Genomic DNA, 23066 nt, shown 5'->3' with positions numbered 1-23066 from the left:
ATTCACTATCTTGCACGGGATGAAATTCTTCGCTCACCTCAATACGGCGGTGCAGGTTATCGGCCAGTATAAAGGACAACAGCCCTTCGGTATTTTTATTAAGGACTTTTTCCGGCAGGATAAGAAATATGGTTCACGTGACCGTAAGAACATCAGTCACCTGTGTTATTGCTATTTCCGCCTGGGAAAAGGATATCCATTGTTGACGGTAGAAGAGCGAATAGTGGCTGGTTTATTCCTTTGTTCGGCTACGCCCAACGAAATGCTGGCGCAACTGAAACCGGCCTGGAACGACCAGGCGGGCTTGCCTGTTGAAGAAAAGTTTTCGTTTGTCAATGCGGTTTCCTCCTCCTCTGCATCGGGTGCCCCGGATGCTGCACCAGCTATTTTCCCCTGGAAGGATGCGCTCAGTGCAGGTATTGATCATGAGGCCTTCAGCGGTTCTTTCCTGGTGCAGCCGCATCTGTTTCTGCGCATCAGACCGGGCAAGGAAAAGATGGTGCAACAAAAGCTGGACGGGGCGGGGATTTCCTATGGTATGCCGGCACCTCACTGTATCGCCCTGGCCAATGCTTCGAAGATCGATGAAGTGATCCGGCTTAATAAAGAAGGGGTGATACAGGATTATAGCTCGCAAAGGGTAGGGGAGTTCCTGCAGCCGGAGCTATTGGCTGCGGCGCCCGGTGTGCGGGTGTGGGATTGTTGCGCCGCCAGTGGTGGAAAATCTATCCTGGCCTGGGATGTATTGGGTTCTATCGATCTTACGGTATCTGATATCCGGGAGTCTATTATCGCCAACCTCAAAAAGCGTTTTGCAGAAGCGGGCATTACAAAATACAGGTCGTTTGTAGCTGATCTGGGTGATCCGCAGGCAACGCTTCAGCTGCCTGTTTCTCCTCAGCTTATTATAGCGGATGTACCCTGTTCGGGTTCCGGAACCTGGAGCCGCACGCCGGAGCAATTGTATTATTTTGAGCCAGCTGCTATTGCACGATACCGGGGGCTGCAACAAAAAATAGTAAGCCGTGTAATTGAAAAACTGGCGCCGGGCGGGCATTTCTTATACATTACCTGCTCGGTATTCAGGGAAGAAAATGAAGAGGTGGTTTCTTTTATACAGCAGCATTTTGGCTTAGCGATCGTGAAGATGGAGTTGTTGAGGGGGTACGATCAGCAGGCTGATACGATGTTTGCGGCTTTGCTGAAGAAGGACTAATGGATATCAATAGTTGCCGGTCTTATGGCAGCTTCAATATCCTCTGGTTAAAGAAGCGTTTACTCCCGTTAAATAATGTTACTTTATACATGCCGCCTGGCCAGCCGGCAGTATACAATTGCCAGTTGAAGTAGCCTGCGGGCTTGTTCAACACGCGTTTGTAGATGAGCCTGCCCTGCATATCGGTTATCTGTACACCCAAATTGGTGATGATATCGGGTGTATTTATTACAATGTTGAACCGGGTGTTGAATGGGCTGGGCAGGATGCGGGTGGTATTCACCGGAAAACAAATGCCATTGATGGATTGCTGCACAGCGCCGATATCGAATGTGGTATCGGACCCGATGGCCTGTACGATATGGTATTCGGCCAATCCTGTTGTTACAGCAGTGAGGGTATCCTTGAATGTGTAGGTATTGGACTTGAATGTCAAAGATGTTGATGGTACCTGTTTAATGGTCGTATATGTTGATTCGCCCGGCAACTTCCGGGTAATAGAGTATACCACACTGGTATCATCCTTACTGCTCCACTGAAGATCTACTGTACAATTATTGAAAGAGCTACCCGCTGTTGCCTGCTTTTGGACCAGGGATACCATGGCTTTTTTAAAGTCGGGCAGGCCATATCCAAAACGGGCATCGGGGGTAGTGTATTTGTGGGCGCTCTTTTGTACAGCATCTATGATCTGCATGTTGTTTAACTCCGGAAATGCCTGCCACAAACAGGCTATCAGGCCGGCAATATTGGGATTGGAGAAGGAGGTGCCGTTGCCTGCAGCGGGGGCGCCATTTAAACCGGCGAATACGGTACTCTGACCTACGGATACAATATTAGGTTTTAATAATCCTGCACCATTGGGACCCCAGCTGCTGAAAGAAGCTATGGCGCCCGTGCTGGTGGTAGCGCCCACGGCTACTACACTATCGCCATCGGCGGGGCAGGATACATATTTGAGGTCGTCGGTGCGTGCGCCGTTGTTACCGGCACTGTTCATCACGATCATGCCTTTCCGGGCAGCATAGCCGGCTGCACGGGTAATGATGGAAGTATTGCCATTGCGTTGTAAGTAGCTGTGGTCAAATGCGTGGTCGTCGAAATCAATGTATCCTAAAGAGGAAGAGATCATGTCGGCACCGGCGCTGTCGGCAAATTCTGCGCCGGCAGCCCAATATTGTTCTTCTACGGGGTATTCAACGCCTGCCTGTTCTGTGCGTAAGAGCCAGAAGCTGGCATGCGGGGCTGTGCCTACGATCTGGCCGGGCCTGTTGGATGCAATGATGCTGAAGCAGTAAAGACCATGTGTATCATCTTCAGTAACACTGGTTTCATTGTTCACATAGTCCCAGGTGCCCAATATGCGGTTTTGCAAACGTACACTATCGAGGGCGGGGTTGGTATTGTAGGTGCGGAACCCTGCATCGAGTATGGCCATGATGATACCTCTGCCGGTAAAGCCATGGTTGTGCAGGTATTCACCACGGTGAATATGTACCTGGTTGAAGTTGCTGCCATAGTTAAGTGTCAGCTCTCCGGTGAGCCTGGCTGTTTGATCAATGGCGCCTGGCTCGAGGGGGGTAACGGTTTCGGTGAATTGCTCAACACGGTGATTATCCAGGCCGCCCTGTGTTCTGAGTCCCAGTGGGGCGGCTGTTTTTACAAATGGATAACTATTGATCTTTGTGAGTGCGTTGGCATCGGTGGTTTGGATCAATACCTGGTTTAACCATTTGGAGGTGTTGAGGATGGTAACATTGGGGATCTTGCGCAGGCTATCGAGCCAGACAGCTGATACGGGGAGGTCGGTGGAGTCGATGGGGATGTGTTGCCTGGTGCGGCGTTCAATGGCCCTGGCAGAAAGGTAGGTAGCTGGTGCTGTCAGGGTATGTGCGGTCCCTTTCTTATTGGTCAACTGCACTATGTATCGTGAATATTGTGCCCGGGTAGCCAGGCATATAGTCATTAAACATGCGAGGGTCAAAAACTTTTTCATGCAGCCATGGTTTTGGGTGGCTCCCTGCTTGTAAAGGAAGGGCTTAATTATGATCCAGAATGGATAACCTGAAGCCAAAGCCGATCTTCTTACCATTGGGATCTGATGCGGGGGGTTGGTATTCCCAAATAGCCACGTCCCGGTAAATAAGGCCGATGTCTTTGGCGTACTTCTCTATCCATACTGTCTTTGAACCTGGTCTTTGTATATCAATTACGGGTACGTCGGAAGAATCGTTGATCTGAGTTACGGTAATGGTATTGTCGTAGGCTTTTCCGTTGATATCGGCAGCGCCAAATTCTTCGTAGGTATAATCCCAAAACTCCATGCTTTCTGTAACGCTGAATTCATATTGGGAATAGGGTTCATCGGGCAGGTAGCCATTGCCCAACCAGCTGCGGCCTTCTTTTACGGGGCCTTGTAGTTTAATGGTGCGCAGGTTGCTTTCATTTACTTCGATGGTATTATCGCCCTGGATCACTTCATAGGCTACGCTTGCACTCCAGTCGGCCTCATTGGTGCTGTTTAAGCCTCTTAAATAACGTTGTATGCGCCAGGATGGGCGGCCCAGCTGATCGATGCCGGTGCCTTCTACTATTTCCTTGGCCTGATAGGAAGAGATGACCTCATCGAGCCCGAAGTTGGCAAACTTGAGGGAGTCTAACCGGTAAATGATGTATTTGCCTACTTGCAGCTGAAGGTAATCGGTGGGCTTATCATACTGGGTATCGTCTTTTTCTTTTTCACAACCAATCATGATGGCCACCAGGGCCAGGCATGCAAAACATTTTAACAGGGTAGCGCGTTTTTTCATGGTAAACCAGTTAGATTCTATGGATATCTTCTTGATGGACAAGTATAATTCAATTTTTGTTGCCTCCTAAGATACGATCAGCACGGGGCCGGCGGATGGGGGAGGCTATAAATAAAAACCGGGAAGCATGGAAGTTTCCCGGTTCAGATAACGTTTTATAAGGCTAATTATTGCTTGAAAATCAGGTCTCAAAGGCCTTTTTAAGGCTGTTTATCCCCTTTGGATAATGCCTCCGCCAATGACATCATTTCCTTCATAAAAAACAGCGCTTTGCCCGGGGGCCACGCCTTTGGCATCTTCATAGAAGCGTACATTGACGCCTCTTTCGTGGGTATAGAGGTTGGCCAGGGTGCCTTTGTCTTTGTAGCGGATCTTAGTAATGGCTTCCATCCCGTCGGTAATGCCATCGTATTTGAGCCAGTTGATCTTGCTTACGAGCATATCGTGGCGGTTGAGGTCTTCCTCATCTCCCAGCATGACGGTGTTGGTTTCGGGGATGATATTGGTGACATATACAGGCTTTCCAAATGCTATATCCAGGCCTTTGCGCTGGCCAATGGTATAGAAGGGATAACCCTTGTGCTGGCCCAGTATCTTACCTTCTTTATCTACAAAATTACCCCCTGCTACCTGTTGCTCCAGGCCGCCCACCCGGCGTTTCAGAAAGCCGCGGTAGTCGTTGTCGGGGACAAAACAGATCTCATAGCTTTCGCTCTTTTTGGCCAGTTCCGGGTAACCGTAGTCCAGGGCCATCTGGCGGATCTCGGTCTTGCGGAAACCGCCCAGGGGCAGCATGGTACGGGCAAGGAGGTCTTGTTGGAGGCCCCACAATACATAAGACTGGTCTTTTGTTTCATCGACGCCTTTACTAATATAATGGCGGCCATTGGTATGCTGGTGGATACTGCCGTAGTGACCAGTTGCAATGTATTCACAATCAAGTGCATCTGCGCGTTTAAGCAATGCCCGCCATTTAATATGGGTATTGCACATGACGCAGGGGTTGGGGGTACGGCCTGCCAGGTATTCGTCCACAAAGTTTTCGATCACAAAGTCGCCAAACTCCTCCCGGATATCCAGTATAAAGTGCGGAAAACCATGCTGTACGGCTGCCATGCGGGCATCATTGAATGAGTCCACATTACAGCAACCTGTTTCTTTTTTACTGCCTCCGCTGGCTGCATAATCCCAGGTTTTCATGGTAATGCCCACCACTTCATAGCCCTGGTCGTTGAGCATGAGGGCTGCTACGGTACTATCGATACCGCCGCTCATGGCTACCAGCACTTTTCCTTTACGACTCATTTTTGCTTGTTTAGTATGGAGAATAACAGGCAAATATACAAACTGTTCGGGGAAGTGGGGAAAGGCAGAAAAGTCGGGAAGTCGGGAAGTCGGGAGGAGAGGGAGGTAATGACGGATGATAGGAAAAGGTCAAAACAGGCTGAACTGGTTTTTATGGCAGGAAGCCGAATATCCTGACGGATCATGATGGGTAAAGCAGTAATGGATATTTTTCTTTTTAGATCGGGTGTGCTTTGGCGTGTGAATGGATTGACACCAATTGGTGAATGTTGATCCTTTCAGAAGAATGACCAAGGAGGCTCCAACTTTTGGATACTTCACATGTTATTAACAGCAAAAATAGTATTTATGGTTACCGTTGCAGGAAGGTGTAAATTGCCCTTTGAAACAATAGTACGAAGCTAAAATTATTAAGTATGATCAAATTGCAAGCAATCGGTAACCTGGGTAAAGATTGTGTTACGAACACGGTGAATGGAAAGAATGTGATCAACTTCAACGTAGCACATACGGAGAAATTTAAGGATGCCCAGGGAAACCAGAAAGATAAAACCATTTGGGTTGAGTGTGCTTACTGGACAGACCGTACGGGTATTGCACCTTACCTGCGTAAAGGCACTCAGGTGTATGTAGAAGGAACGCCTGATATCAGAACCTATTCAAAGAATGACGGCACAACGGGTGTTTCTCTGACACTGCGTGTATTGAGTATTCAGTTATTGGGCAGCCGTACTGAAGGTGGCGATAACCAAGGTGGCGGTTACAGCAATAATAACAATACCAGTTATGCTGCTCCCTCCAATAATGCAGTACCTGCTGCCGCTACCAGCGGTGGTAACTATGGTGAGCCGATGGATGACCTGCCTTTTTAATGTTGTACTATCCCACTGTTTTATAGTTTAAGTATTAAAATGCTCCGCTTCTGTGGGGCATTTTTTTGTGATTTTATGGGGGTAGCCTGCACGACTTTAAGCTAAAATGACACGCTTTTGGCCGTTTCCTGCACGAATATGGGTTTGGTAAAAAGCGTATGCAGATAGGGACTATCTTGCCTGCTAATTCACTTTAAACCCTGTATATGAAGTATTTAAAGATTGTTTCAGGAAGCCTGCTCCTGTATTTTTTGTTTTTCTCTACCGGCACACAGCTTGTATCCTGTCAAAAAGAACCTATTTACGATACTGTTATTATTAAGGATACGATAACCATCCGGGATACTGTTGACTGTAATTGTTATGATCTGAAGGATGGACTGGTAGCCTGGTACAATTTTAAAGGTGGTAACCTAAATGATAGTAGTGGTAAGAATAACCATATTGTATTCAACAATGCTACTACAACAGCGGATCGTTTTGGAAATGCAAATGGCGCTTATTTGTTTAACGGAACTTCCAGTTATATGCGAGTTGCTAATAGTAGCAGCCTTAACCCACCTCAGGCTATTACGCTGGCAGCTGTTGTTAAAATAAATGATTTCTACCGGGGTGAGTGTCATGGCAACCAAATACTAGGGAAATCTTATTTTACAGAATATTCAAACGGATATTATGCCTTACGTGTTTCGGATCAGGTATGTAATACACCAGTAGACCTGAATAAAGAAAAATTTAGCGGAGCTTATGGAGACAATCAAGGCGGAGGCCCTTATGCTCTTACGGATACTGTCTTTGCAAAAACAGGACAATGGTATAATATCGTGTATACTTATGAAAACGGGCATTCGAAAATATATATCAATGGAGAGCTGAAAGATACCAGGGATATTGCAAAACCGTTTACGCCTAATCCTGCTGATGTATTTTTCGGAAAAAACGATAACAGCCAGTACCCCTACTTTTTCAATGGTGTAATAGATGATATTCGTATTTATAACAGGGCTTTATGTGATGGTGAGGTGAAGCAATTGAATAGGGGCAAGGATTAAGGTTAGTTATTGACGATAATATCTTAGATAGATGCCTTCGCTTCAGCGGGGGCATTTTTATTGGTATGGCTTTATGGTGGATCAGGATACTGCAATGGTTTCGTTCAACTTATGCATTTCAAGAATGGTGGTACTCTCTGTTTCGCGGTACATGGGTACAAATTTCCGGTTAAAAACGATCTCATTATGTATATAGGATGTGCGCTTGAGTACAGTATTGGAATAGACATCATCAAAACCTTTTACTAAAACATACAATTCTACGTCTGTTTCACTGAGTTCCTGCTCTGTGAACCCTTGTAAGGGGCTTTGTTCATCAATCGGATGGACCACGGTCCAGTTCATGGGAAGGTTCTGGATCTTATTACGTTCAAGGGGCAGGTCGAAGAATCTATAGACGGGTTGGTTGTTTTCCTGGACCAGGAGGGCGATGGTTGCTTTTACTTCCACATCGGTAAGGGTGTGGTGATCTTTATAGCAGGCAAAACGAAACATGAGGCCGGTCATATTCTTATAGGGTGCAATTACGGCAATGTCACTGAAGGCCAGGAAGGCCCGTGGTTTGGAGAATCGCCCATAGATAAGACCGGTAAAGATGGCCAGGGAGAGGAATCCGTTGAGGGATTCGAGGGAGGCTACAAAATTGGCTCCGTCTCCAATGGGATTTACCCGTCCGTAACCGACTGTCGTAAATGTTTCGGTGCTGAAAAAATACATTTCCTTGAATACCTGCCATTGATTGGTGGTGCTGAGCATGCCAGTGAACTGGAAAGGGCCCAACAGGAAATAGACGGTGGCATACAAGAGGTTGATGACAATAAAAAAGAGGATGATGACTCCAAAGAACTTCCAGGATGAGAGGTGGAGCAGGGTATGGTATACGCTGATCCTTTCATGCAATGGGCCACCTGTTCTTTGCAGGTTGAAGGAGCCATCACGGTTGATAAAACGGCCTCCTTTATTATAGGTATTGCTTCCAAAACCTGTATCGTCGTTAATGTTAGAAGCAGGATTTACACGTTTGATAGCAGGCATAACAAAATATTTGATAGCAAATCTACCTTAAAAATATATCCGGGTTTAATACCTGCTGCGTTCGTAGGCTTTTACATATCGTTCCAACTCTGCCCGACTTACGGGGGCGTGCTGATCATCGAGGTTAATGACAAAGAGATAGCCTTTGCCGCCGGGTGTTGCCATGAAAGTACTTACGAGATTAAATTGCTCGCTGACGAGGAGGTGGCCATTTGATACATTCCACAGTTCTTTGGCGCAAAGACAACCATTGGTAGGAGTGAGGGGATACCAGGGCTTGCTCTTAAAATATTCGGGGTCGATGGTAGTGCCGTGGGCAATGATCTCAGACCGGCCAATCAAACCTGCCTGGAAGACTTCGGTTATGGGAGTGTACTTTCTCCAGGAGGGTGGCAACAGATCGAGGTAGGCGGCCATTGAATCGCGGGTACTGTCCCAATGTTCCCAGGGAGGTAACTGGAAATAGTTATCCCAGTTGCTTTCATTGGGCATTATCAGTTGGAGGTTGGGGGTTGGACCTATCAATGTGTTTTTGGAAGAGGCTGTGCCTTGTATGCTGTAAATGCCTTGTGGGGTGCTGCCATTGGTAATAAAATAAGGCAGGTCGGAAGCGGAGCGGGCCAATTGTTCAAAGATCATCAGGCGTCCATCGGGGTGACGCATAAAACGGCCTGCTGCATCCTGTACAATGGCGAGGCCTGGATAATCGCGGTTCCAGCGTTGGAAAGAATAAATGGTCTTTTGCTTTCGGGAAGCCTGGTTGGCAAACAGGGCTGTTATATCGGGTGTTTTATGGGCTTTATTTGGCAGGAAATTGTTGAGGTAGCTTTCCAATGCGAGCAGCAAGGGTATTGAATCATAATTGCTGAACTGTTCCACCATCCTGATCTTGATCTCATTTGCTTTGTTGATGGAGGTATCCTGCCGGAAAAGATAGGCGGCACTCATGGCAAAGAGCCTGGGGTTGGTTTCTTTCAACAACACATTTTGTACCTGCTGTGCATAGGCGCCGGGATAAATGGCATATACTGCTTCCAGCAAGGCTCTTTTGGTATCGTACTGCAGGGAATCGTATTGGAGAAAGAGTTTATCAAATCCGTTGGCTACTTCAGGACCGGAAAGCTGGAACTGGGCAATGGCCAGGCAGGCGGATTCAAAGCGGTATTCGGAATTGCTGTCGATGGCCTGGGAGAATGTGCGGCCAATTACATTCTCGCGCAGGTCTTTCTCCAGCCAGGCTCTTTTATCATACAACACAAAACCGGAATAGATATCCTCCCTGCGCGGTTGGGCAGTGGCGATCACCTGCCACAAGAGCAAGCCCAGCAAGCTTATGAGCCATGACTTCATGGTGCAAATGTAAAGCAACGAGAAGACTTCGACAGGTTCAGTCTAACAACAGCATTTAATTCATGTGGAGCTTTTCTGCTTGTTCGATCTTTTCCTGGATGAGCTTTTTTTCTGCGAGGGAAGTGGTGAGGTCGTAGGCCTGGCGAAGGTATCTGCTGGCATTGTTGCTATCTCCCAGCTGCCAATAGAGATCGCCCAGCACAGCGGAATAAAGATATTGGGCGGCTACCAGCTTTTCGATGCCTTCAATATTCCAGATCTCCTGGATTGCTTCTGCGCCCTGGTTCATTTGGGCCAATACAATGGCACGGTTTAATCGTACCAATGGTGTTGGTTTTATGTCGAGCAGTAGATCGTAGAGGTAGCGCATCCGTTGCCAGTTGGTATTTTCAAAAGCTTCTGCTATACAGTGTTCGGCTGCAATAGCAGATTCGATATGGTAGATGGTCAATGCCTGTCCTTGTGAGGAATGGTTGAGGTATTGAAATCCTCTCCTGATAAGGTCTCTGTTCCAGGTGCTGCGGTCCTGGTTTTGCAACAGGATGATGGTATTGTTCTCGCTTATGCGGCTTTCAAATCGGGAAGCCTGGAAACACATGAGTGCCAGGAGGGCAAAGGTGGCGGGGCGGCTGCCTACAGTCTGCCGGGATAACAGTACGCCTAAACGCATGGCTTCCACGCAGAGGTCGCGACGGATGAGTTCATCTTCTTTGCCTGAATTGTAGCCTTCATTGAACAGGAGATATAATACAGCGTATACGATCTCCAGTCGTTGTGTTAACTGTTCTCCTGTTGGAATTTCCAGGGGGATGTGGACCTCTTTCAGAAATTGTTTGGCACGATACAATCGTTTCTGAATGGTTGCTTCATTGGTGACGAGGGCGCGAGCTATTTCTGCGGCACTGAATGCGGATACGGTTTTGAGGGTGAGTGCTATCTGGTCTTCTTCCTTGAGAGCGGGGTGGCAGCAGGCGAATATCATGCGTAACTGGCTGTCGGCAATTTCAGTATCGAGGAAGAAATGCTCGACGGCTTCTTCTGCTTCTGTTTTTAGCTGGTAAGCGAGTTCCTGTGAATAGAGACGGAAATGGTGTTCACGGCGTATGATGTCAATGGCTTTGTTTTTGGCTACGTGGATAAGCCAGGCTGCAGGATTATCGGGCAGCTGGCCATAACGCCATGTTTGGGCAGCTTTCAGGAAAGCATCCTGTACCACATCTTCTACCATACCCAGGTTGTGGGTACCAAATACGCGGGTAAGCACAGCGATCATCTTTCCGGATTCATGGCGGAACAGATGGTCTACAACCTGCTGGGGAGATTCCTGTGCCAAAGGCCTGGATTTGAAATACAAGTTACCGGTTACCTTGTCTGATGACGGGCAACCGGTAACGGAATGTTGTTGTATGTTTCTTACATGGCTCCGGGAATGACCTGCACTTCCCTTACTTCCACTGCGCCGTCGAATTCAAAATCGGGATAACCGTTGGCATGTTTCAATGCTTCTTCGATGGTGCTGGCCTTGATAATAAAATAGCCGCCTACGAGTTCCTTGCTTTCTGCAAAAGGGCCATCGGTCACTACAGGGTTTTTACCGGAAAGGGTTTTGCCTGCTTTGATCAATGGACGTCCTTCCACGTACACACCCTCATTTTTGAGTTGCTGTACCCAATCGAGCCATTTGTACATATTGGCTTCAGCTTCTGCCGCACTCAGGCCCATGTCTTCATAATAGGGCCCTTTAAAAATGAACATAAACTCTTTCATAAATGGTTTTTAGCATGATTAAATGTCGTTGTCGCAAGCATGACGAATAAAGAAGGGGGAGCAGGACAAAATTGCGAAAATATTTCAGTGTCTCCCTACCGGGCAAATAAAAACCCGGCATTTGCCGGGTTTGGCATTCAGAGCTTTTGTTTTCTAAGGGATGAGTATGTTTAATAATTTAAAGTACCATGAAGGTCTTACTTACTTTTTTGTCGGGGCGGCTTGCACATACAATATAGGTGCCCTTGCTGAAGGCGCTGACATCGAGCCGGATGATGCCTGTTTGGTTTTGCAGGTTGCGGGTCATGAGCATTTGTCCCTGCATATTGAATACCTGCAGGTTACCGAAGGGTTCATTGACCAGTGCCTGTAACTGGCCATACCTGTTGACAGTAGGGAAAAGTTGTAGTTCCTGGCCTTTTTCGGGCCAGGTATCAAGGGCAATGATGGGTGAATAGGTATAATTGTAGTCCCTGGCTATCATTTTGAGGCGGTAGTATATATTTCCTTCTATGGTGGTGGAATGTTTGAAGCTGTATTCCGGGTCTACATTATTTGGCAGCGGAAGTACGATGCCTGCTTTGTTCCAGTCAATGCCATTCTCGCTGTATTCAATCGAGAATTCTCTGAGATCCACCTCCCGGATGATCTTCCAGCGTAGCTCATTGTAGCCTGTTTGCGCTTTTGCAGAGAAGGAGAGCAGGGTAATGGGCAGAGTGGCGAGGAAATTACCCACCTTTGCCGATGGTTCGGAGTGAGTGGCGATGACAGGTGGAAAGTTCATTAGGGGCCGTGCCTGCAAGGCATTGCCAGCCAGGAACAGGTATAAAAGGCAGGTAGGGCGTACCAGGTGGCAGAGGAAGTTATACTTAGTCATACACTTAATTTTTACATGAATAAGCCAGGTAAAAACAGTCAGACTGGTTTGAAAAAGGCGCAACACAGTTATTACAAATCCGATGCCTGAAGATGCCTGCCTGAGGAGTTGGAAGTGGCGGGGAATTGGTTATTGGGGGTAGAGGTGTGACCAGCGGGTTGACTGGAAGGGGATGCTATATGTAGAAAATACCAATAATATTTGTAATAGTACGTATCTGTTCGCTTTCCATGCGTAATGATCTGGTTTTCCTGCTGTGGAGTATTGGAGTTTACAAAAAAGCGTCTTAATTTTACGGGTGTTCAGCAAGGCTGTATTATACCATCCGTACCTCCCGGCGCTACTGCCTGGATTGACTAAATACCCATCTCTATTTATTATATTGTATCCATCTAAAGATATTAGAGGTTGTCAAAAGAGCCTGATTTCGCAATTAAACAAAGGGGGAAAACGCAATGATGAAGAACATGAATGATTAAACTTGCGTTCTTTGATTTTGCCGCCTATGGTGGTGTTCTGCGGAACACGGAATTATTAAAGCTTACTTTTGAACAACCTCTTTTTCATTTCCCACCGGCTATTATTTTTGTAGTATGATCACTTATAATCCTAAAGACTGGTTCTCGTTTGTTTTTCGCTTTCATAAGGCTGATACGTTAAGGACGCTGGTCCCTCTTATTCTGGGCATTAGTGTGTATACGGCATTGATCGCTTTTTTAGAGTTGGAGGTACTCAAATTGAGTCAAGGTAATTACCTCAAGAATATCTCATTGATGAATAACCTGCTGAGTTTTGTGATCTCTATGCTGCTGGTATTCCGTACGAATACGGCCTATGACCGTTGGTGGGAGGGGCGTAAACTGTGGGGAGCGCTGGTGAACAACAGCCGCAACCTGGCTATTAAAATGAATGCGATACTGGACGCTACAGATGAAGGCAACCGGGCTTTTTTCCGCCGGGTAATACCCATGTATGCCAATGTACTTACCCGCCACCTTGGTGAAGAAAGCACGCGGCTGGCGCTGGATGATAAAGAACACCCTGAGTTGGGCGAGCTGGACCATGCGAAGCACATACCCAACCAGGTGGCGGCCTTATTGTTGAAACGGGTGTACCGGCTGAACCAGGAAGGTATTGTATCGGGCGATCAGTTAATCACCCTGACAGCGGAATTGCAATCATTTACAGATGTGTGTGGGGCTTGTGAAAGGATCAAAAATACTCCCATCCCATTTTCCTATAGTGTGTTCCTGAAGAAGTTCATTTTCTTTTATGTGATGACGCTGCCGCTGAGCTTTGTTTTCAGCCTGGGGTATATTGCTATACCGGTTGTGGCTTTTATCTTTTATGTACTGGCCAGTCTTGAGCTGATCGCGGAGGAAATAGAAGATCCTTTTGGCAATGATGCCAATGACCTGCCTACGCAGAAGATTGCGAGTAATATTAAAAAGCATGTGCAGGAGATCTTATAAGGATTGTTAACCTTCTTTAATTACTCTACCAATGAGAGTTTGTACTTCATGGCATGGCGATGAGGTATGATGGGTTTTTGTTTGTGCACAGCCCACACTTTGAGAAAACAGGCGCCATAGTAAAACATAAAGGAGCAATAAAATACAAAGAGCAGGAGTAGCACAAAGGAGGTAGAGGTGGCATAAATATTCTTTATGGTGCTGTAGGACAGTAGTACGCCCAATATCATTTTGCCCAGGGTGAACAGTAAGCCTGTGAAAAATGCTCCTGCGATGGTGGGCTTCCAACTGGTATATCCATCGGCAATGTATTTAAATACGATGGTAAACCAGGCGGTAGCGGCGGCGATAGAGATGAGCTGTTTTAAGAGGCGCACCAGGAACACCACTTTTTCGGGAAGCAATGAGATGAGGCCTTCGGCCAGGAGTACGGCCAGGAATAAAATGCCGGCTATAAGGATAGCTACGAATGACCTGCCTCTTTGCCGTAACTGGAATTTTAGACCCACCCCTTCCCGTACGCGTATGCTCCAAAGCTGGTTCAATGAATCGCGGATGACCTTGAAGAGGGTGGTAGCTACGAAGAGAAGGAACAAAAATACGGCGGCGGCAATGTACCAGGATTGGGTGAGCAATCGTACGTTGCGCAGGGTAGCGCGCATTTCTTCTACTGCATTAGGCCCCAGGATATCAGTAAGGCCTGTAAACAATTGCTGGCCGATGGCCCTGCGACCCATAATGAGCCCAAAGATCTGGATGAGTATAATGAGAATGGCTGGTAATGCAAATGTGGTAAAGAATGCGGTAGCTGCTGCCATACGCAAAGGCTCGTTTTTCTTAAACTCGCGGAAAGCTGCCCTTAATAATCCCAGTAATGTTACTGCATCACGAAAAAACGCCATGAGGTTTGCATTTTCGGCTTTATGTTTATCAATAGTAAAGCCCGCGATGAAGGTAGTTAAAATGCTTTGAATGCAGGGTGTTGGGAGGACGCTAACGAGAGGGGATGGCTGATCGCTTACAAAAAAAGACTCCCTTTTTAGAAAAAAAGGGAGTTGGGTAAACCATCCAATATGTATTTTCCTTTGAAAAAACTGTAACCGAATTTAAAAAACCGGGACTCTCTTACTACGCTTCATTCATTTCATGGCGGATAACCTAAACCTGGCATCCTTCACCTGCTTTCCGCCCTGTTGAATAATTTGATTTCCTGCTTGCCATACTTGTCTCGCGCCTCTCTTCACGAAGTCCCGGCTTTAGTTGTCTGGTAAGTTGTAAGGGTTAGTTACAACGGTTCTCGGGGCACCTGTACGTTCTTTTGTGGTACGATCATCGGGGCACGGTCTCCAATGAAAAGGAACAAAATCCATAGCGATCAGGTTTATGAGATAAGGCTTGTCTGGTTGTTTGTTCCTTTGTTGACACAAAACTACTGCGTACTGTGGGCCGTGTAAAACGCTATTGAGTAAACTGCACCATTTATTTAATGAATGGTGGCAAACAGGCTATAAGTTGTGTCCGGATGCCTGTAAACGACCTTAAAAGGGTAGTTGTTGCCACCAATGGACAGGATGGACCGTCTTATGGCGGTATTGCTTTTGCACAGGATTCTGGTGAAAAGCTTATTTTGCCGTTCATAATCAGGTGGGACGCTATGAGGTTTACGAGGTTGTTCATTATTACTTACTGTTCCTTGTCTCTTTTGCTGGTGATCCAACTACCGGCACAGGTGGTGCCTGATACTGCCATTAAGAAAGCGGACCTAAAAAGGGCCGATTCGCTCAGGCGGCCTTCTATTGACAGTTTTATCCTGAAACGGAAGGGGCTGGTGGGCAAACTGGCCCGCAACCTGCTATCCAACAATCCTACGGGTGATGTGGTGACGGGGCCTATCAGGAATGATCTGCTATTCAGTATTTACAATGGCCGGGTTATCCGGAGTATTACGATTGTGGGGGTTGATTTCGGTACGCCCATTACGGATACGAGCAAGACCTTCAAGAGCCGGCTTACGAACCTGGCTAATAGTTTTCACCATAAGACCCGGGGGTATGTGATCCGCAATAACCTATTTTTTAAGGTGGGCGACAAGGTGTTTCCTTACCTGCTGGCGGATAACGAACGTCATTTGCGTGACCAGCCTTATCTCCAGGATGCCAGGATCTCGATCCGGTCTTCGGACCGGAGTTTTGATTCGGTGGATATTACGATTTTTACGAAGGATGTATTGTCGATCGGTGGTTCCTTCCGGATGCACAATTCTACGAGTGTGAGTGCCACGATCCGGGAAGATAACCTGGGAGGATGGGGGGACCGGTTGGCGGGCAGCATCCTGTATGACCAGCGCCGGAAGGAAAAGGTGGGCTATGGTGCGGAGTTCATCAAACGAAACATTGGAGGTTCGTTTATTGACGGATCTATTGGCTATGATAATTTCAATGATGCCTTCAATAGTGGCCGGGATGAGGAAGTGACCTATTATGCACGCCTGATCAGGCCGCTGGTAAATCCTTACCTGCGGTTTACCTATGCGGGTGAAGTAGGTTATCACCGCACGGAAAACATGTATCTCAATGATTCGACCTATAAGTCGGATTCCCGCTACCGCTATTTTAATTATGATACGTGGATTGGATGGAATACGGGTGCTTACAAACTGGGGAAAGTGCAGAATGATAATGACCGTACCCGTACATTATTGAGTGCGCGTTTTTTCAGGAAGCAGTTCCAGGAAGTGCCGGGGGTATTTTACCAGGAATATTATTATGATTATATCGACAGGATGGCTGCGTTGGCCTCACTGTCCATTTTCCGCCAGGATTTCTATAAGGTACGTTATGTGTACGGCTTTGGCCGGAATGAGGACGTACCGGAAGGCATGGATATTTCGCTTACTGCCGGCTGGACAAAAACGCAGGGCCGGGAGCGGCCCTATGCGGGCATCGACTTTTCGCGTTTCTTCTTTACGGAAAAGGAACATTATTTTAATTATACTGCCCGGGTGGGGGATACTTTAATAAGAATACTATTGAGGATGCGGATGTGTTGTTTAACCTGGATTATTTTTCGAACCTGCAAACGCTGAGCAAGAAATGGAAGCAGCGCAGTTTTGTGAGTGCAGGCATAACGTTGCAGGCCAATAAGGAATTGAATGAACCACTGTTCCTGGAAAGTCAGTTTGGCTTGCCGGAATTGCGCAATACCAAAAAAGTATATGGAGAGATCCGTACTACGCTGAAGGGGGAATCTGTGTTCTTTAGTCCCTGGATGCTGCTCAATTTTCGTTTTGCTCCTTTTGTGTTTGGTAACCTTACGCTACTGACCCCCGAAAAGCAGGAGCTTTATAAAACGGATCTGTGGAGCAGTGTGGGAGGGGGATTGCGTAGCCGCAATGAGAGTTTGATCTTCGGTACGCTTGAGTTTAAAGCGTTTTTCTTTCCCCGTAAAAATTATTTTGGCGACAGGTGGCGGTTTGAAGTGAATTCGAGTGTGAAGTTTAAGTACAATCGCCAGTTTATTAAGCGTCCTGAGTTGATCATCGCGAATTGAGTGGTGAGTAGTGAGTAGGGAGGTGTTTGCTTCGATAGCGGAACGCTACCTCGATAGCAGCATGCTGCCTGGGCAAAAAAAAGGGCAGTGTAGAAACACCACCCGTTCATCAACGATTGCTTGCCATACGAAAAAGTAGTTTATCTCATGTAACGACATAGTGACATGCTGCTATGCAATAAAATGGAAGGCGATGTAGAAACATCACCCGGAGGTTCAGGTATGAAAGTTGAACCGATGCAATGCAGTTACGGATGGAGTCGAACCATCGTAGAAGGTCTTGCCAACCTTCGCCTGTCCTCTCGGCCACGTAACTCGTGAATGTTAAGAGCTTCTGTGCCGGTGATATACCCATTGGAGGTAATACACGCGGATAGTATCGAAATAAGCTACCAGTAGTATGGCTGCAAACAGCAACAGGATGTTGACCCACACAGCCGGGTATACCAGTATAAATCCTATAGTGAGGGTTAGTAAGCGTAAAAACTCCAGGTAATAGATCCATTGTTTTTGCTCCATAATCGCCCCGCAATTGATGAGTGTTAACATGATGGCCAGGGATATGAGTACCTGTTGTGTTAACGGAATAAAGTGTTCAAACAAGATGAAAATAAAGAGCAGGGCAATGGTAAGGCCGATCTGCCAAATCACATACCTGTTGAGGGGTTTATCAAACGGGGCATTGCTTTGCCGTATCCTGAACCGTTCTTCTGCTATTTCCCGTACAGCCGGGTCGATCTGATCGGGTTTGCTAAACAGGAGCTTGCACTTGTTCCAGCCTCCTTTGGTGCGGCGGATGGCATAGGTAAGCTCGGCCAGGAAATGGAAATGCTGCCAGAGGAAGCTATAGGTTTTTATGGGATGAGTGAGCCCATATTTGATCTCAACATTGTCTTCTTCTTTTTGAAAAGTGCCAAAGAGCTTATCCCAGATAATGAATACATCGCCATAGTTCTTATCGAGGTATTGTTCATTGCTGGCATGGTGTACCCGGTGGTGGGAAGGTGTTACGAATATATATTCCAATATGCCCAGTTTGCCAACGAGGCGGGTATGGATAAAAAACGGGTAGAGCCCATGTACAATTAGTATGCTGGTGATCATTGGCGCCGGGAATCCGAGCAAGGGCAATACAGCCCAGAATCCGGTGCGTATAAAGGCCTGCAATACGGTGATACGTGCCGATACGGTATAGTTAAAGTCCTCGCTCTGGTGGTGTACGATGTGTGCCGCCCAGAAGATATTTATTTCATGGGCCAGGCGGTGGTACCAATACCACATGAAATCGGTACAGAGCAACAACAGTATCCAGAGTAAGAGGTTGGGCTTAATATGAAATAGGCCATAGTGCTTTTGTATATAATCGTAAACGAAATAGAATAATCCGACTACCCATACATCCATCAGTCGTTCGGCAATGCCGACGCTGATATTGGCAATGGAATGGTGCAGGTTGAAGTAAGGCAGTTTTTTGCGCCTTGCCACTACGTATTCCAGGACCATGAACGAAACGAAAAGCGGTACTGCAAAGGCCAGTATGTTCAGTTTCATAGTAAGCTGTGTTGATGATGGAGTAGCTGTATGACTATTTCGGATCTAGTTTTATAACTGTTTTTTTAGACGGATCTTTGATGCTGATCTGTTTGGACCTGTATTTGGGATGCTCAATAACCAGGGTTACCGGTAATTGCTGCCAGGTAGAAATGGTGAATACGCCGTCTTTCCCCGAGAGCGCTTCTTCTTCACCCGATACGATATAGATATAGGCATTCTCTACCTGCCTGCCATTGAGGCTATGAATAACATTGCCTTCGATCTTCACTGGTTTGGACGGAAATATATCCGAGGGGCTCATGATAAGTGCTGGTAAAGCTATCAGCCAGCTATAGGCGGATGTAGATCTCATGTCAATAAATTTTGAATGAACAATAGGTGTGTATTCCTGTTAGGAGGAATTATCTACATCGTGCTTTTGAATATTGTGGTAGCATCTCTTATTTGTTCTGAGTGCAATAATAGTGATATATATTAAGTCTACCAAAATGGTGGACTATTTATTTAGAAGATTTTTAAATAGGGGTAAATGAAAGGCAGGAGAGAGGAGAAGGTGTTTAAAGAATATACGTAAAAGGGCGTTTCCGGGGTTTATAGCAACAGGGTTATAACAAATTTTTATATTTAAATCGGAATTTCTGTACTGCCGGACCGGGGACGTTTACAACCGTGTAACATATTTTTTTCCACTTTTTTAACGGTAGGCATAGAACTTGATATATAGGGATCGAGACGGTTCTATTCACCACTTAAAACGCTTACATATATGACCACCAAAGGAAGGCTATTGGGCTTAGGCTCGATGGTGTTAACTATTGCTGTTGTTCTCTTTGCCTGTTCAAAAGATAGTTCCACGCAAGATGATCCGGTGCCTGCCGGCAAGCAAGAAGTCAAGTTGTTCCTTAGTGATGATCCCGCATTGTTTGATAAAGTTCTCATTGATATTAAGAGTGTAAAGGTATTGGTAGATACCTGTGATAAAAACAAGGATGACGACGACCATCATGGCAATCATGACGACGATGATGATGATAAGTGCGTAAACTGGGAAACGCTGAACATTACGCCCGGGGTTTATGACCTGCTTACTTTGCGCAATGGAGCGGATACTTTGTTGGCCAGTGGGCTCATTCCTGAAGGCAGGATCAAGAAGATCAAGATTGAACTGGGTGCGAATAATTCTCTGGTAAAAGATAGTGTTAATTATCCGTTGACCTTATTCCCCGGAACACAGGCCACGATTACACTGAAGTTGAAGGGCGGCGAATGGGATGAGTGGAGCCCGGGCCGTAGCCAGTTGTGGCTTGATTTTGATGTATCGAGGTCGATCATCCGGGTAAGGGATGGCAAATTCTACCTGCTGCCGGTGATCAGGCTGTTTACGATCAAAACTACGGGCAGCCTGGAAGGGCAGGTATTGCCTAAAGATGCCTACCCGGTGGTGAGTGTATACAATGCCACAGATACGGGTTATGCTATTCCCTGGATCAATGGCCAGTTTAAGGTAAGAGGCCTGAAAGAGGGCACCTACAGTGTGTTTGTGAATGCTTCGAATGGCTACCAGGACACTACGATCACGGGGGTAGAGATACGCCGGAACAGGGAAACAAAGCTGGATAAGGTGATCCTGCATAAATAGTCAATACCATTAGATCAGATACCAATTGAAGGAAGTGGGGCTGTTTCAGCTCCACTTTTTTGTGTATAAGCCCGTAACTTTGGGGCTTAAGGACTTCTATGCTGATCTATAAAGAATTTACTTTCGATTCGGCCCATTTTCTTCCCAATGTGCCTGATGGCCATAAGTGCAAGGAAATGCACGGGCATACTTACCGGCTGCGGATATGGATAAAGGGGCAGCCTGATCCGCAGTTGGGCTGGGTGATGGATTTTGCGGTGCTGAAGAGTGTTGTAAAGCCTGTGGTGGCTGAGCTGGACCATAAATGCATGAACTATGTAGCCGGGCTGGAAAACCCTACCTGTGAGCTCATTGCGGTATGGATATGGGACCGGCTAAAGCCGCTGCTGCCAGCCATGGACCACTTGGAATTACATGAAACGCCCACCTCGGGCGTGGTTTATAATGGAAACTAGTCCGGAAGACCGTGAGTCCGGAAGACTCCGGAAGGCAAGAGCCTTTGCTTACTGACTTGCGGACTTTTCTGACTTTCCGACTTTCTTCCAGACTCATTTCGGGTTATGCCGGAAATAATTGTCCAATGACAGGGGGCCTCCGCCTTCTACCAGGAAGAATACCAGCAATACAAAAATGATGACTGTAAAGGGCAGGTCGGCACCTGATGCGAAGATGCCATACTGATTGGCCATGATGATAATGGCGGCCAGCAGGATGGGCATTTGCAGCAAAACGGCCCAGCGGGTGAGCAGCCCTATAATGATGAGAAAGCCACCCAATAAGTGGGCCCAGGTGATGCCAATGATAATGGCGTCGGCAGAGGAACTGAAGACGGTATTGTACAATAATTGATGGGCCTGGAGGGAGTTGAACATAAAGGAGATACCCTTGTAGATCAGCAAAATGCCGAGTGCCACCCGAATGACTACGAGCCAGCGGGGATGATGTACAAGGCTCCAATTGTGGATTTGTTGAAGCGTACTCATGGCAAAGATTTTAAAGAACGATTGAAAATTGTCACTATAAAATTACAACTAATATCAGGTTTGATACTTCGGCGGGGGATTAATTTTTGAGAGCCATAATGGTATGTATTAACAATGTTTTATCAACGTGTGCTGTATCCGAACTCGTCTTATTAACAATACATACTATTTTTATTACTGGTACGTTTTTAGTGTTACCTATATTTGCAATCTTCTATGAACCAAACCCGGAGGCCGTAGGTATTCTGTCCTCCCTCAAAACATAATTCACTATGAACAAAAAGACCTGGTTACAGGCCTCTACACTCTGCGCAACAGCAACGGTATGCATCTCCTTGTTTAGTAACTGTCAGTCTACTTCTGCTGAGGCAGCTGGGATTGGCAAAAAAGCAACTGACACCACTGAGAAAAAAACAGCTCCGGAAGTACCGGCTACCACAGCAGCTACCTCATTTCTGGACTCTGCCTGGTATGATGCCAGTACAAAGCTGATGGTGAATGGCGATTCCACAGGTAAATGGCCTGTGAAAGCTGATTATCCGCTGCCCGGGGCTATTCTTCCGATGAAACGGGTACTGGCTTTTTACGGCAACCTGTATTCCAAACAAATGGGTATCCTGGGTGAACTGCCCGAACAGCAAATGCTGGAGAAGCTGCAAGGTGAAGTAAAGCGCTGGCAGGCGGCAGATACCGCGGTAGAAGTGGTGCCAGCCCTGCATTATATAGCTGTAACGGCACAAGGAAGTCCTGGTGCGGCCAAGAAATACCGTCTCCGGATGCCTTTTAAGGAAATCGACAAAGTGATAGCCATGGCAGCCAAGATCAACGCCTTGGTATTCATTGATATACAGGTGGGTTTGGGTACGGTGCAGGATGAGGTGCCTCAATTTGAGCAATACTTCAAAATGCCGAATGTGCATTTCGGGATCGATCCTGAATTCTCTATGAAGACGGGCGCCAAGCCGGGTTCTGTGATAGGCAGCTTTGATGCAGCAGATATCAACTATGTAACGAATTACCTGGCTAAGATCGTAAAGGAAAACAACCTGCCTCCCAAGATACTGGTGGTACACCGCTTTACGCAAGCCATGGTGACGAATTATAAGAATATCAAGCTTCAGCCAGAAGTACAGATCGTGATGGATATGGATGGCTGGGGCGCCAAGGCAAGGAAGATCACTACGTATAAATCATTTATTCATAAGGAGCCTGTTCAGTTTACCGGATTCAAGCTGTTTTATAAGAATGATTTCCGGGAACCCGGTAGCCGTATTATGACGCCTGAAGAGGTGCTGGCGCTGAAGCCGAAGCCGATGTATATTCAGTATCAGTAGGGGAGCCGGCAATCGGCAGTCGATAATCGGCAGTCGTTTGCTTCGATAGCAGATCTCTCACTCCGCTTCGCTTCGTTCGAGATGACAAAACGGGGAAGATATCTGTTCGAGATGACAAAACGGGGAAAGATATCTGTTCGAGAGACAAAAAGGGGAAGGATATCCGTTCGAGATGACAAAGGAAGTTGAGACGAAATAATAAAGAAAAGAGCCTTGCAAGGTATGATCCTGCAAGGCTCTTTTCTTTTATG

Annotated in this window: 21 protein-coding genes; 9 read left to right on the top strand and 12 right to left on the bottom strand. The window is 46.7% G+C overall.

Going from position 1 to position 23066, the window contains the following annotated elements; genetic code table 11:
- Nucleotides 1–19: 19 nt before the first annotated feature.
- The gene (locus tag D3H65_RS17975) at nt 20–1216 is read left to right on the top strand and encodes an RsmB/NOP family class I SAM-dependent RNA methyltransferase (protein WP_119051635.1); all 1197 of its coding nucleotides are present in this window, start codon (nt 20–22) and stop codon (nt 1214–1216) included.
- Between the two features lie 22 nt (nt 1217–1238).
- On the opposite strand, the gene D3H65_RS17970 is transcribed toward D3H65_RS17975, so the two are convergent.
- The 3 genes from D3H65_RS17970 to mnmA all read right to left on the bottom strand — a co-directional run bounded on the left by D3H65_RS17970 (nt 1239) and on the right by mnmA (nt 5331).
- The gene (locus D3H65_RS17970; RefSeq protein WP_162915706.1) at nt 1239–3212 is read right to left on the bottom strand and encodes a S8 family peptidase; all 1974 of its coding nucleotides are present in this window, start codon (nt 3210–3212) and stop codon (nt 1239–1241) included.
- Between the two features lie 43 nt (nt 3213–3255).
- Complete coding sequence (locus D3H65_RS32970; RefSeq protein WP_162915705.1) at nt 3256–4026, bottom strand: hypothetical protein; 771 nt, start codon at nt 4024–4026, stop codon at nt 3256–3258.
- 210 nt (nt 4027–4236) lie between these two features.
- A complete protein-coding gene (mnmA, locus tag D3H65_RS17960) occupies nt 4237–5331 on the bottom strand; it encodes a tRNA 2-thiouridine(34) synthase MnmA (protein WP_119051632.1) in 1095 nt (364 codons plus the stop codon).
- Between the two features lie 416 nt (nt 5332–5747).
- On the opposite strand from mnmA, the gene D3H65_RS17955 reads away from it, so the two are divergent.
- Nucleotides 5748–6203: a single-stranded DNA-binding protein gene (locus D3H65_RS17955; RefSeq protein WP_119051631.1), complete on the top strand. Its 456-nt coding sequence runs from the start codon at nt 5748–5750 to the stop codon at nt 6201–6203.
- A 206-nt stretch (nt 6204–6409) separates the two neighbouring features.
- Complete coding sequence (locus D3H65_RS17950; protein WP_119051630.1) at nt 6410–7255, top strand: LamG domain-containing protein; 846 nt, start codon at nt 6410–6412, stop codon at nt 7253–7255.
- An 81-nt stretch (nt 7256–7336) separates the two neighbouring features.
- Here D3H65_RS17950 and D3H65_RS17945 read toward each other — a convergent pair whose 3' ends face one another.
- The 5 genes from D3H65_RS17945 to D3H65_RS17925 all read right to left on the bottom strand — a co-directional run bounded on the left by D3H65_RS17945 (nt 7337) and on the right by D3H65_RS17925 (nt 12284).
- Nucleotides 7337–8290, bottom strand: a complete 954-nt coding sequence (locus D3H65_RS17945) for an ion channel (RefSeq protein ID WP_119051629.1) — start codon at nt 8288–8290, stop codon at nt 7337–7339.
- A gap of 45 nt (nt 8291–8335) precedes the next feature.
- The gene (locus D3H65_RS17940) at nt 8336–9640 is read right to left on the bottom strand and encodes a hypothetical protein (protein WP_119051628.1); all 1305 of its coding nucleotides are present in this window, start codon (nt 9638–9640) and stop codon (nt 8336–8338) included.
- A gap of 55 nt (nt 9641–9695) precedes the next feature.
- On the bottom strand, nt 9696–10973 hold the full coding sequence (locus tag D3H65_RS17935) for an RNA polymerase sigma factor (RefSeq protein WP_211345512.1): 1278 nt from the start codon (nt 10971–10973) through the stop codon (nt 9696–9698).
- An 80-nt stretch (nt 10974–11053) separates the two neighbouring features.
- A complete protein-coding gene (locus tag D3H65_RS17930; protein ID WP_119051627.1) occupies nt 11054–11407 on the bottom strand; it encodes a YciI family protein in 354 nt (117 codons plus the stop codon).
- Between the two features lie 178 nt (nt 11408–11585).
- On the bottom strand, nt 11586–12284 hold the full coding sequence (locus D3H65_RS17925; protein WP_119051626.1) for a T9SS type A sorting domain-containing protein: 699 nt from the start codon (nt 12282–12284) through the stop codon (nt 11586–11588).
- Between the two features lie 593 nt (nt 12285–12877).
- Here D3H65_RS17925 and D3H65_RS17920 point away from each other — a divergent pair.
- Complete coding sequence (locus D3H65_RS17920) at nt 12878–13756, top strand: bestrophin family protein (protein ID WP_119051625.1); 879 nt, start codon at nt 12878–12880, stop codon at nt 13754–13756.
- 20 nt (nt 13757–13776) lie between these two features.
- On the opposite strand, the gene D3H65_RS17915 is transcribed toward D3H65_RS17920, so the two are convergent.
- Entirely contained in the window at nt 13777–14658 is an 882-nt protein-coding gene (locus D3H65_RS17915; RefSeq protein WP_119051624.1) for a YihY/virulence factor BrkB family protein, read from the bottom strand.
- Nucleotides 14659–15278: 620 nt separating this feature from the next.
- Between D3H65_RS17915 and D3H65_RS17910 the strand changes: the two genes are divergently transcribed.
- Nucleotides 15279–16841 carry a BamA/TamA family outer membrane protein gene (locus D3H65_RS17910; RefSeq protein ID WP_162915704.1) on the top strand — a complete coding sequence of 521 codons (1563 nt, stop codon included), beginning with the start codon at nt 15279–15281 and terminating at the stop codon, nt 16839–16841.
- Nucleotides 16799–17305, top strand: coding sequence for a hypothetical protein (locus D3H65_RS17905; protein WP_162915703.1), 507 nt, complete (start codon nt 16799–16801; stop codon nt 17303–17305). The genes D3H65_RS17910 and D3H65_RS17905 overlap by 43 nt, the downstream gene beginning before the upstream one ends.
- 324 nt (nt 17306–17629) lie before the next feature.
- On the opposite strand, the gene D3H65_RS17900 is transcribed toward D3H65_RS17905, so the two are convergent.
- Together D3H65_RS17900 and D3H65_RS17895 are read right to left on the bottom strand one after the other, a co-directional pair.
- The gene (locus tag D3H65_RS17900; RefSeq protein ID WP_119051621.1) at nt 17630–18856 is read right to left on the bottom strand and encodes a sterol desaturase family protein; all 1227 of its coding nucleotides are present in this window, start codon (nt 18854–18856) and stop codon (nt 17630–17632) included.
- A 34-nt stretch (nt 18857–18890) separates the two neighbouring features.
- Nucleotides 18891–19211, bottom strand: a complete 321-nt coding sequence (locus tag D3H65_RS17895) for a peptidase associated/transthyretin-like domain-containing protein (protein ID WP_119051620.1) — start codon at nt 19209–19211, stop codon at nt 18891–18893.
- Between the two features lie 414 nt (nt 19212–19625).
- On the opposite strand from D3H65_RS17895, the gene D3H65_RS17890 reads away from it, so the two are divergent.
- Entirely contained in the window at nt 19626–20498 is an 873-nt protein-coding gene (locus tag D3H65_RS17890; protein ID WP_119051619.1) for a DUF4382 domain-containing protein, read from the top strand.
- Nucleotides 20499–20596: 98 nt separating this feature from the next.
- Entirely contained in the window at nt 20597–20953 is a 357-nt protein-coding gene (gene queD, locus D3H65_RS17885; protein WP_119051618.1) for a 6-carboxytetrahydropterin synthase QueD, read from the top strand.
- Between the two features lie 93 nt (nt 20954–21046).
- Here the strand turns inward: queD and D3H65_RS17880 are convergent, their stop codons facing one another.
- Nucleotides 21047–21481, bottom strand: coding sequence for a DoxX family protein (locus D3H65_RS17880; protein WP_119051617.1), 435 nt, complete (start codon nt 21479–21481; stop codon nt 21047–21049).
- Nucleotides 21482–21753: 272 nt separating this feature from the next.
- Between D3H65_RS17880 and D3H65_RS17875 the strand changes: the two genes are divergently transcribed.
- Nucleotides 21754–22815, top strand: coding sequence for a hypothetical protein (locus tag D3H65_RS17875; RefSeq protein ID WP_119051616.1), 1062 nt, complete (start codon nt 21754–21756; stop codon nt 22813–22815).
- Nucleotides 22816–23066: the final 251 nt, after the last annotated feature.

It is taken from the genome of Paraflavitalea soli, from assembly GCF_003555545.1.
Classification (GTDB): Bacteria; Bacteroidota; Bacteroidia; order Chitinophagales; family Chitinophagaceae; genus Paraflavitalea; species Paraflavitalea soli.
This window is presented reverse-complemented; position numbering and strand designations above follow the sequence as displayed.

What these genes read in the sequence shown, in the direction of transcription:
- D3H65_RS17940 (WP_119051628.1), bottom strand. Translation starts at nt 9,640, where the DNA reads ATGAAGTCATGGCTCATAAGCTTGCTGGGCTTGCTCTTGTGGCAGGTG.
- mnmA (WP_119051632.1), bottom strand. Translation starts at nt 5,331, where the DNA reads ATGAGTCGTAAAGGAAAAGTGCTGGTAGCCATGAGCGGCGGTATCGAT.
- D3H65_RS17970 (WP_162915706.1), bottom strand. Translation starts at nt 3,212, where the DNA reads ATGAAAAAGTTTTTGACCCTCGCATGTTTAATGACTATATGCCTGGCT.
- D3H65_RS17945 (WP_119051629.1), bottom strand. Translation starts at nt 8,290, where the DNA reads ATGCCTGCTATCAAACGTGTAAATCCTGCTTCTAACATTAACGACGAT.
- D3H65_RS17925 (WP_119051626.1), bottom strand. Translation starts at nt 12,284, where the DNA reads ATGACTAAGTATAACTTCCTCTGCCACCTGGTACGCCCTACCTGCCTT.
- D3H65_RS17900 (WP_119051621.1), bottom strand. Translation starts at nt 18,856, where the DNA reads ATGAAACTGAACATACTGGCCTTTGCAGTACCGCTTTTCGTTTCGTTC.
- queD (WP_119051618.1), top strand. Translation starts at nt 20,597, where the DNA reads ATGCTGATCTATAAAGAATTTACTTTCGATTCGGCCCATTTTCTTCCC.
- D3H65_RS17950 (WP_119051630.1), top strand. Translation starts at nt 6,410, where the DNA reads ATGAAGTATTTAAAGATTGTTTCAGGAAGCCTGCTCCTGTATTTTTTG.
- D3H65_RS17930 (WP_119051627.1), bottom strand. Translation starts at nt 11,407, where the DNA reads ATGAAAGAGTTTATGTTCATTTTTAAAGGGCCCTATTATGAAGACATG.
- D3H65_RS17955 (WP_119051631.1), top strand. Translation starts at nt 5,748, where the DNA reads ATGATCAAATTGCAAGCAATCGGTAACCTGGGTAAAGATTGTGTTACG.
- D3H65_RS17920 (WP_119051625.1), top strand. Translation starts at nt 12,878, where the DNA reads ATGATCACTTATAATCCTAAAGACTGGTTCTCGTTTGTTTTTCGCTTT.
- D3H65_RS17895 (WP_119051620.1), bottom strand. Translation starts at nt 19,211, where the DNA reads ATGAGATCTACATCCGCCTATAGCTGGCTGATAGCTTTACCAGCACTT.
- D3H65_RS17910 (WP_162915704.1), top strand. Translation starts at nt 15,279, where the DNA reads ATGCCTGTAAACGACCTTAAAAGGGTAGTTGTTGCCACCAATGGACAG.
- D3H65_RS17880 (WP_119051617.1), bottom strand. Translation starts at nt 21,481, where the DNA reads ATGAGTACGCTTCAACAAATCCACAATTGGAGCCTTGTACATCATCCC.
- D3H65_RS17915 (WP_119051624.1), bottom strand. Translation starts at nt 14,658, where the DNA reads ATGGCGTTTTTTCGTGATGCAGTAACATTACTGGGATTATTAAGGGCA.
- D3H65_RS17890 (WP_119051619.1), top strand. Translation starts at nt 19,626, where the DNA reads ATGACCACCAAAGGAAGGCTATTGGGCTTAGGCTCGATGGTGTTAACT.
- D3H65_RS17875 (WP_119051616.1), top strand. Translation starts at nt 21,754, where the DNA reads ATGAACAAAAAGACCTGGTTACAGGCCTCTACACTCTGCGCAACAGCA.
- D3H65_RS32970 (WP_162915705.1), bottom strand. Translation starts at nt 4,026, where the DNA reads ATGAAAAAACGCGCTACCCTGTTAAAATGTTTTGCATGCCTGGCCCTG.
- D3H65_RS17975 (WP_119051635.1), top strand. Translation starts at nt 20, where the DNA reads ATGAAATTCTTCGCTCACCTCAATACGGCGGTGCAGGTTATCGGCCAG.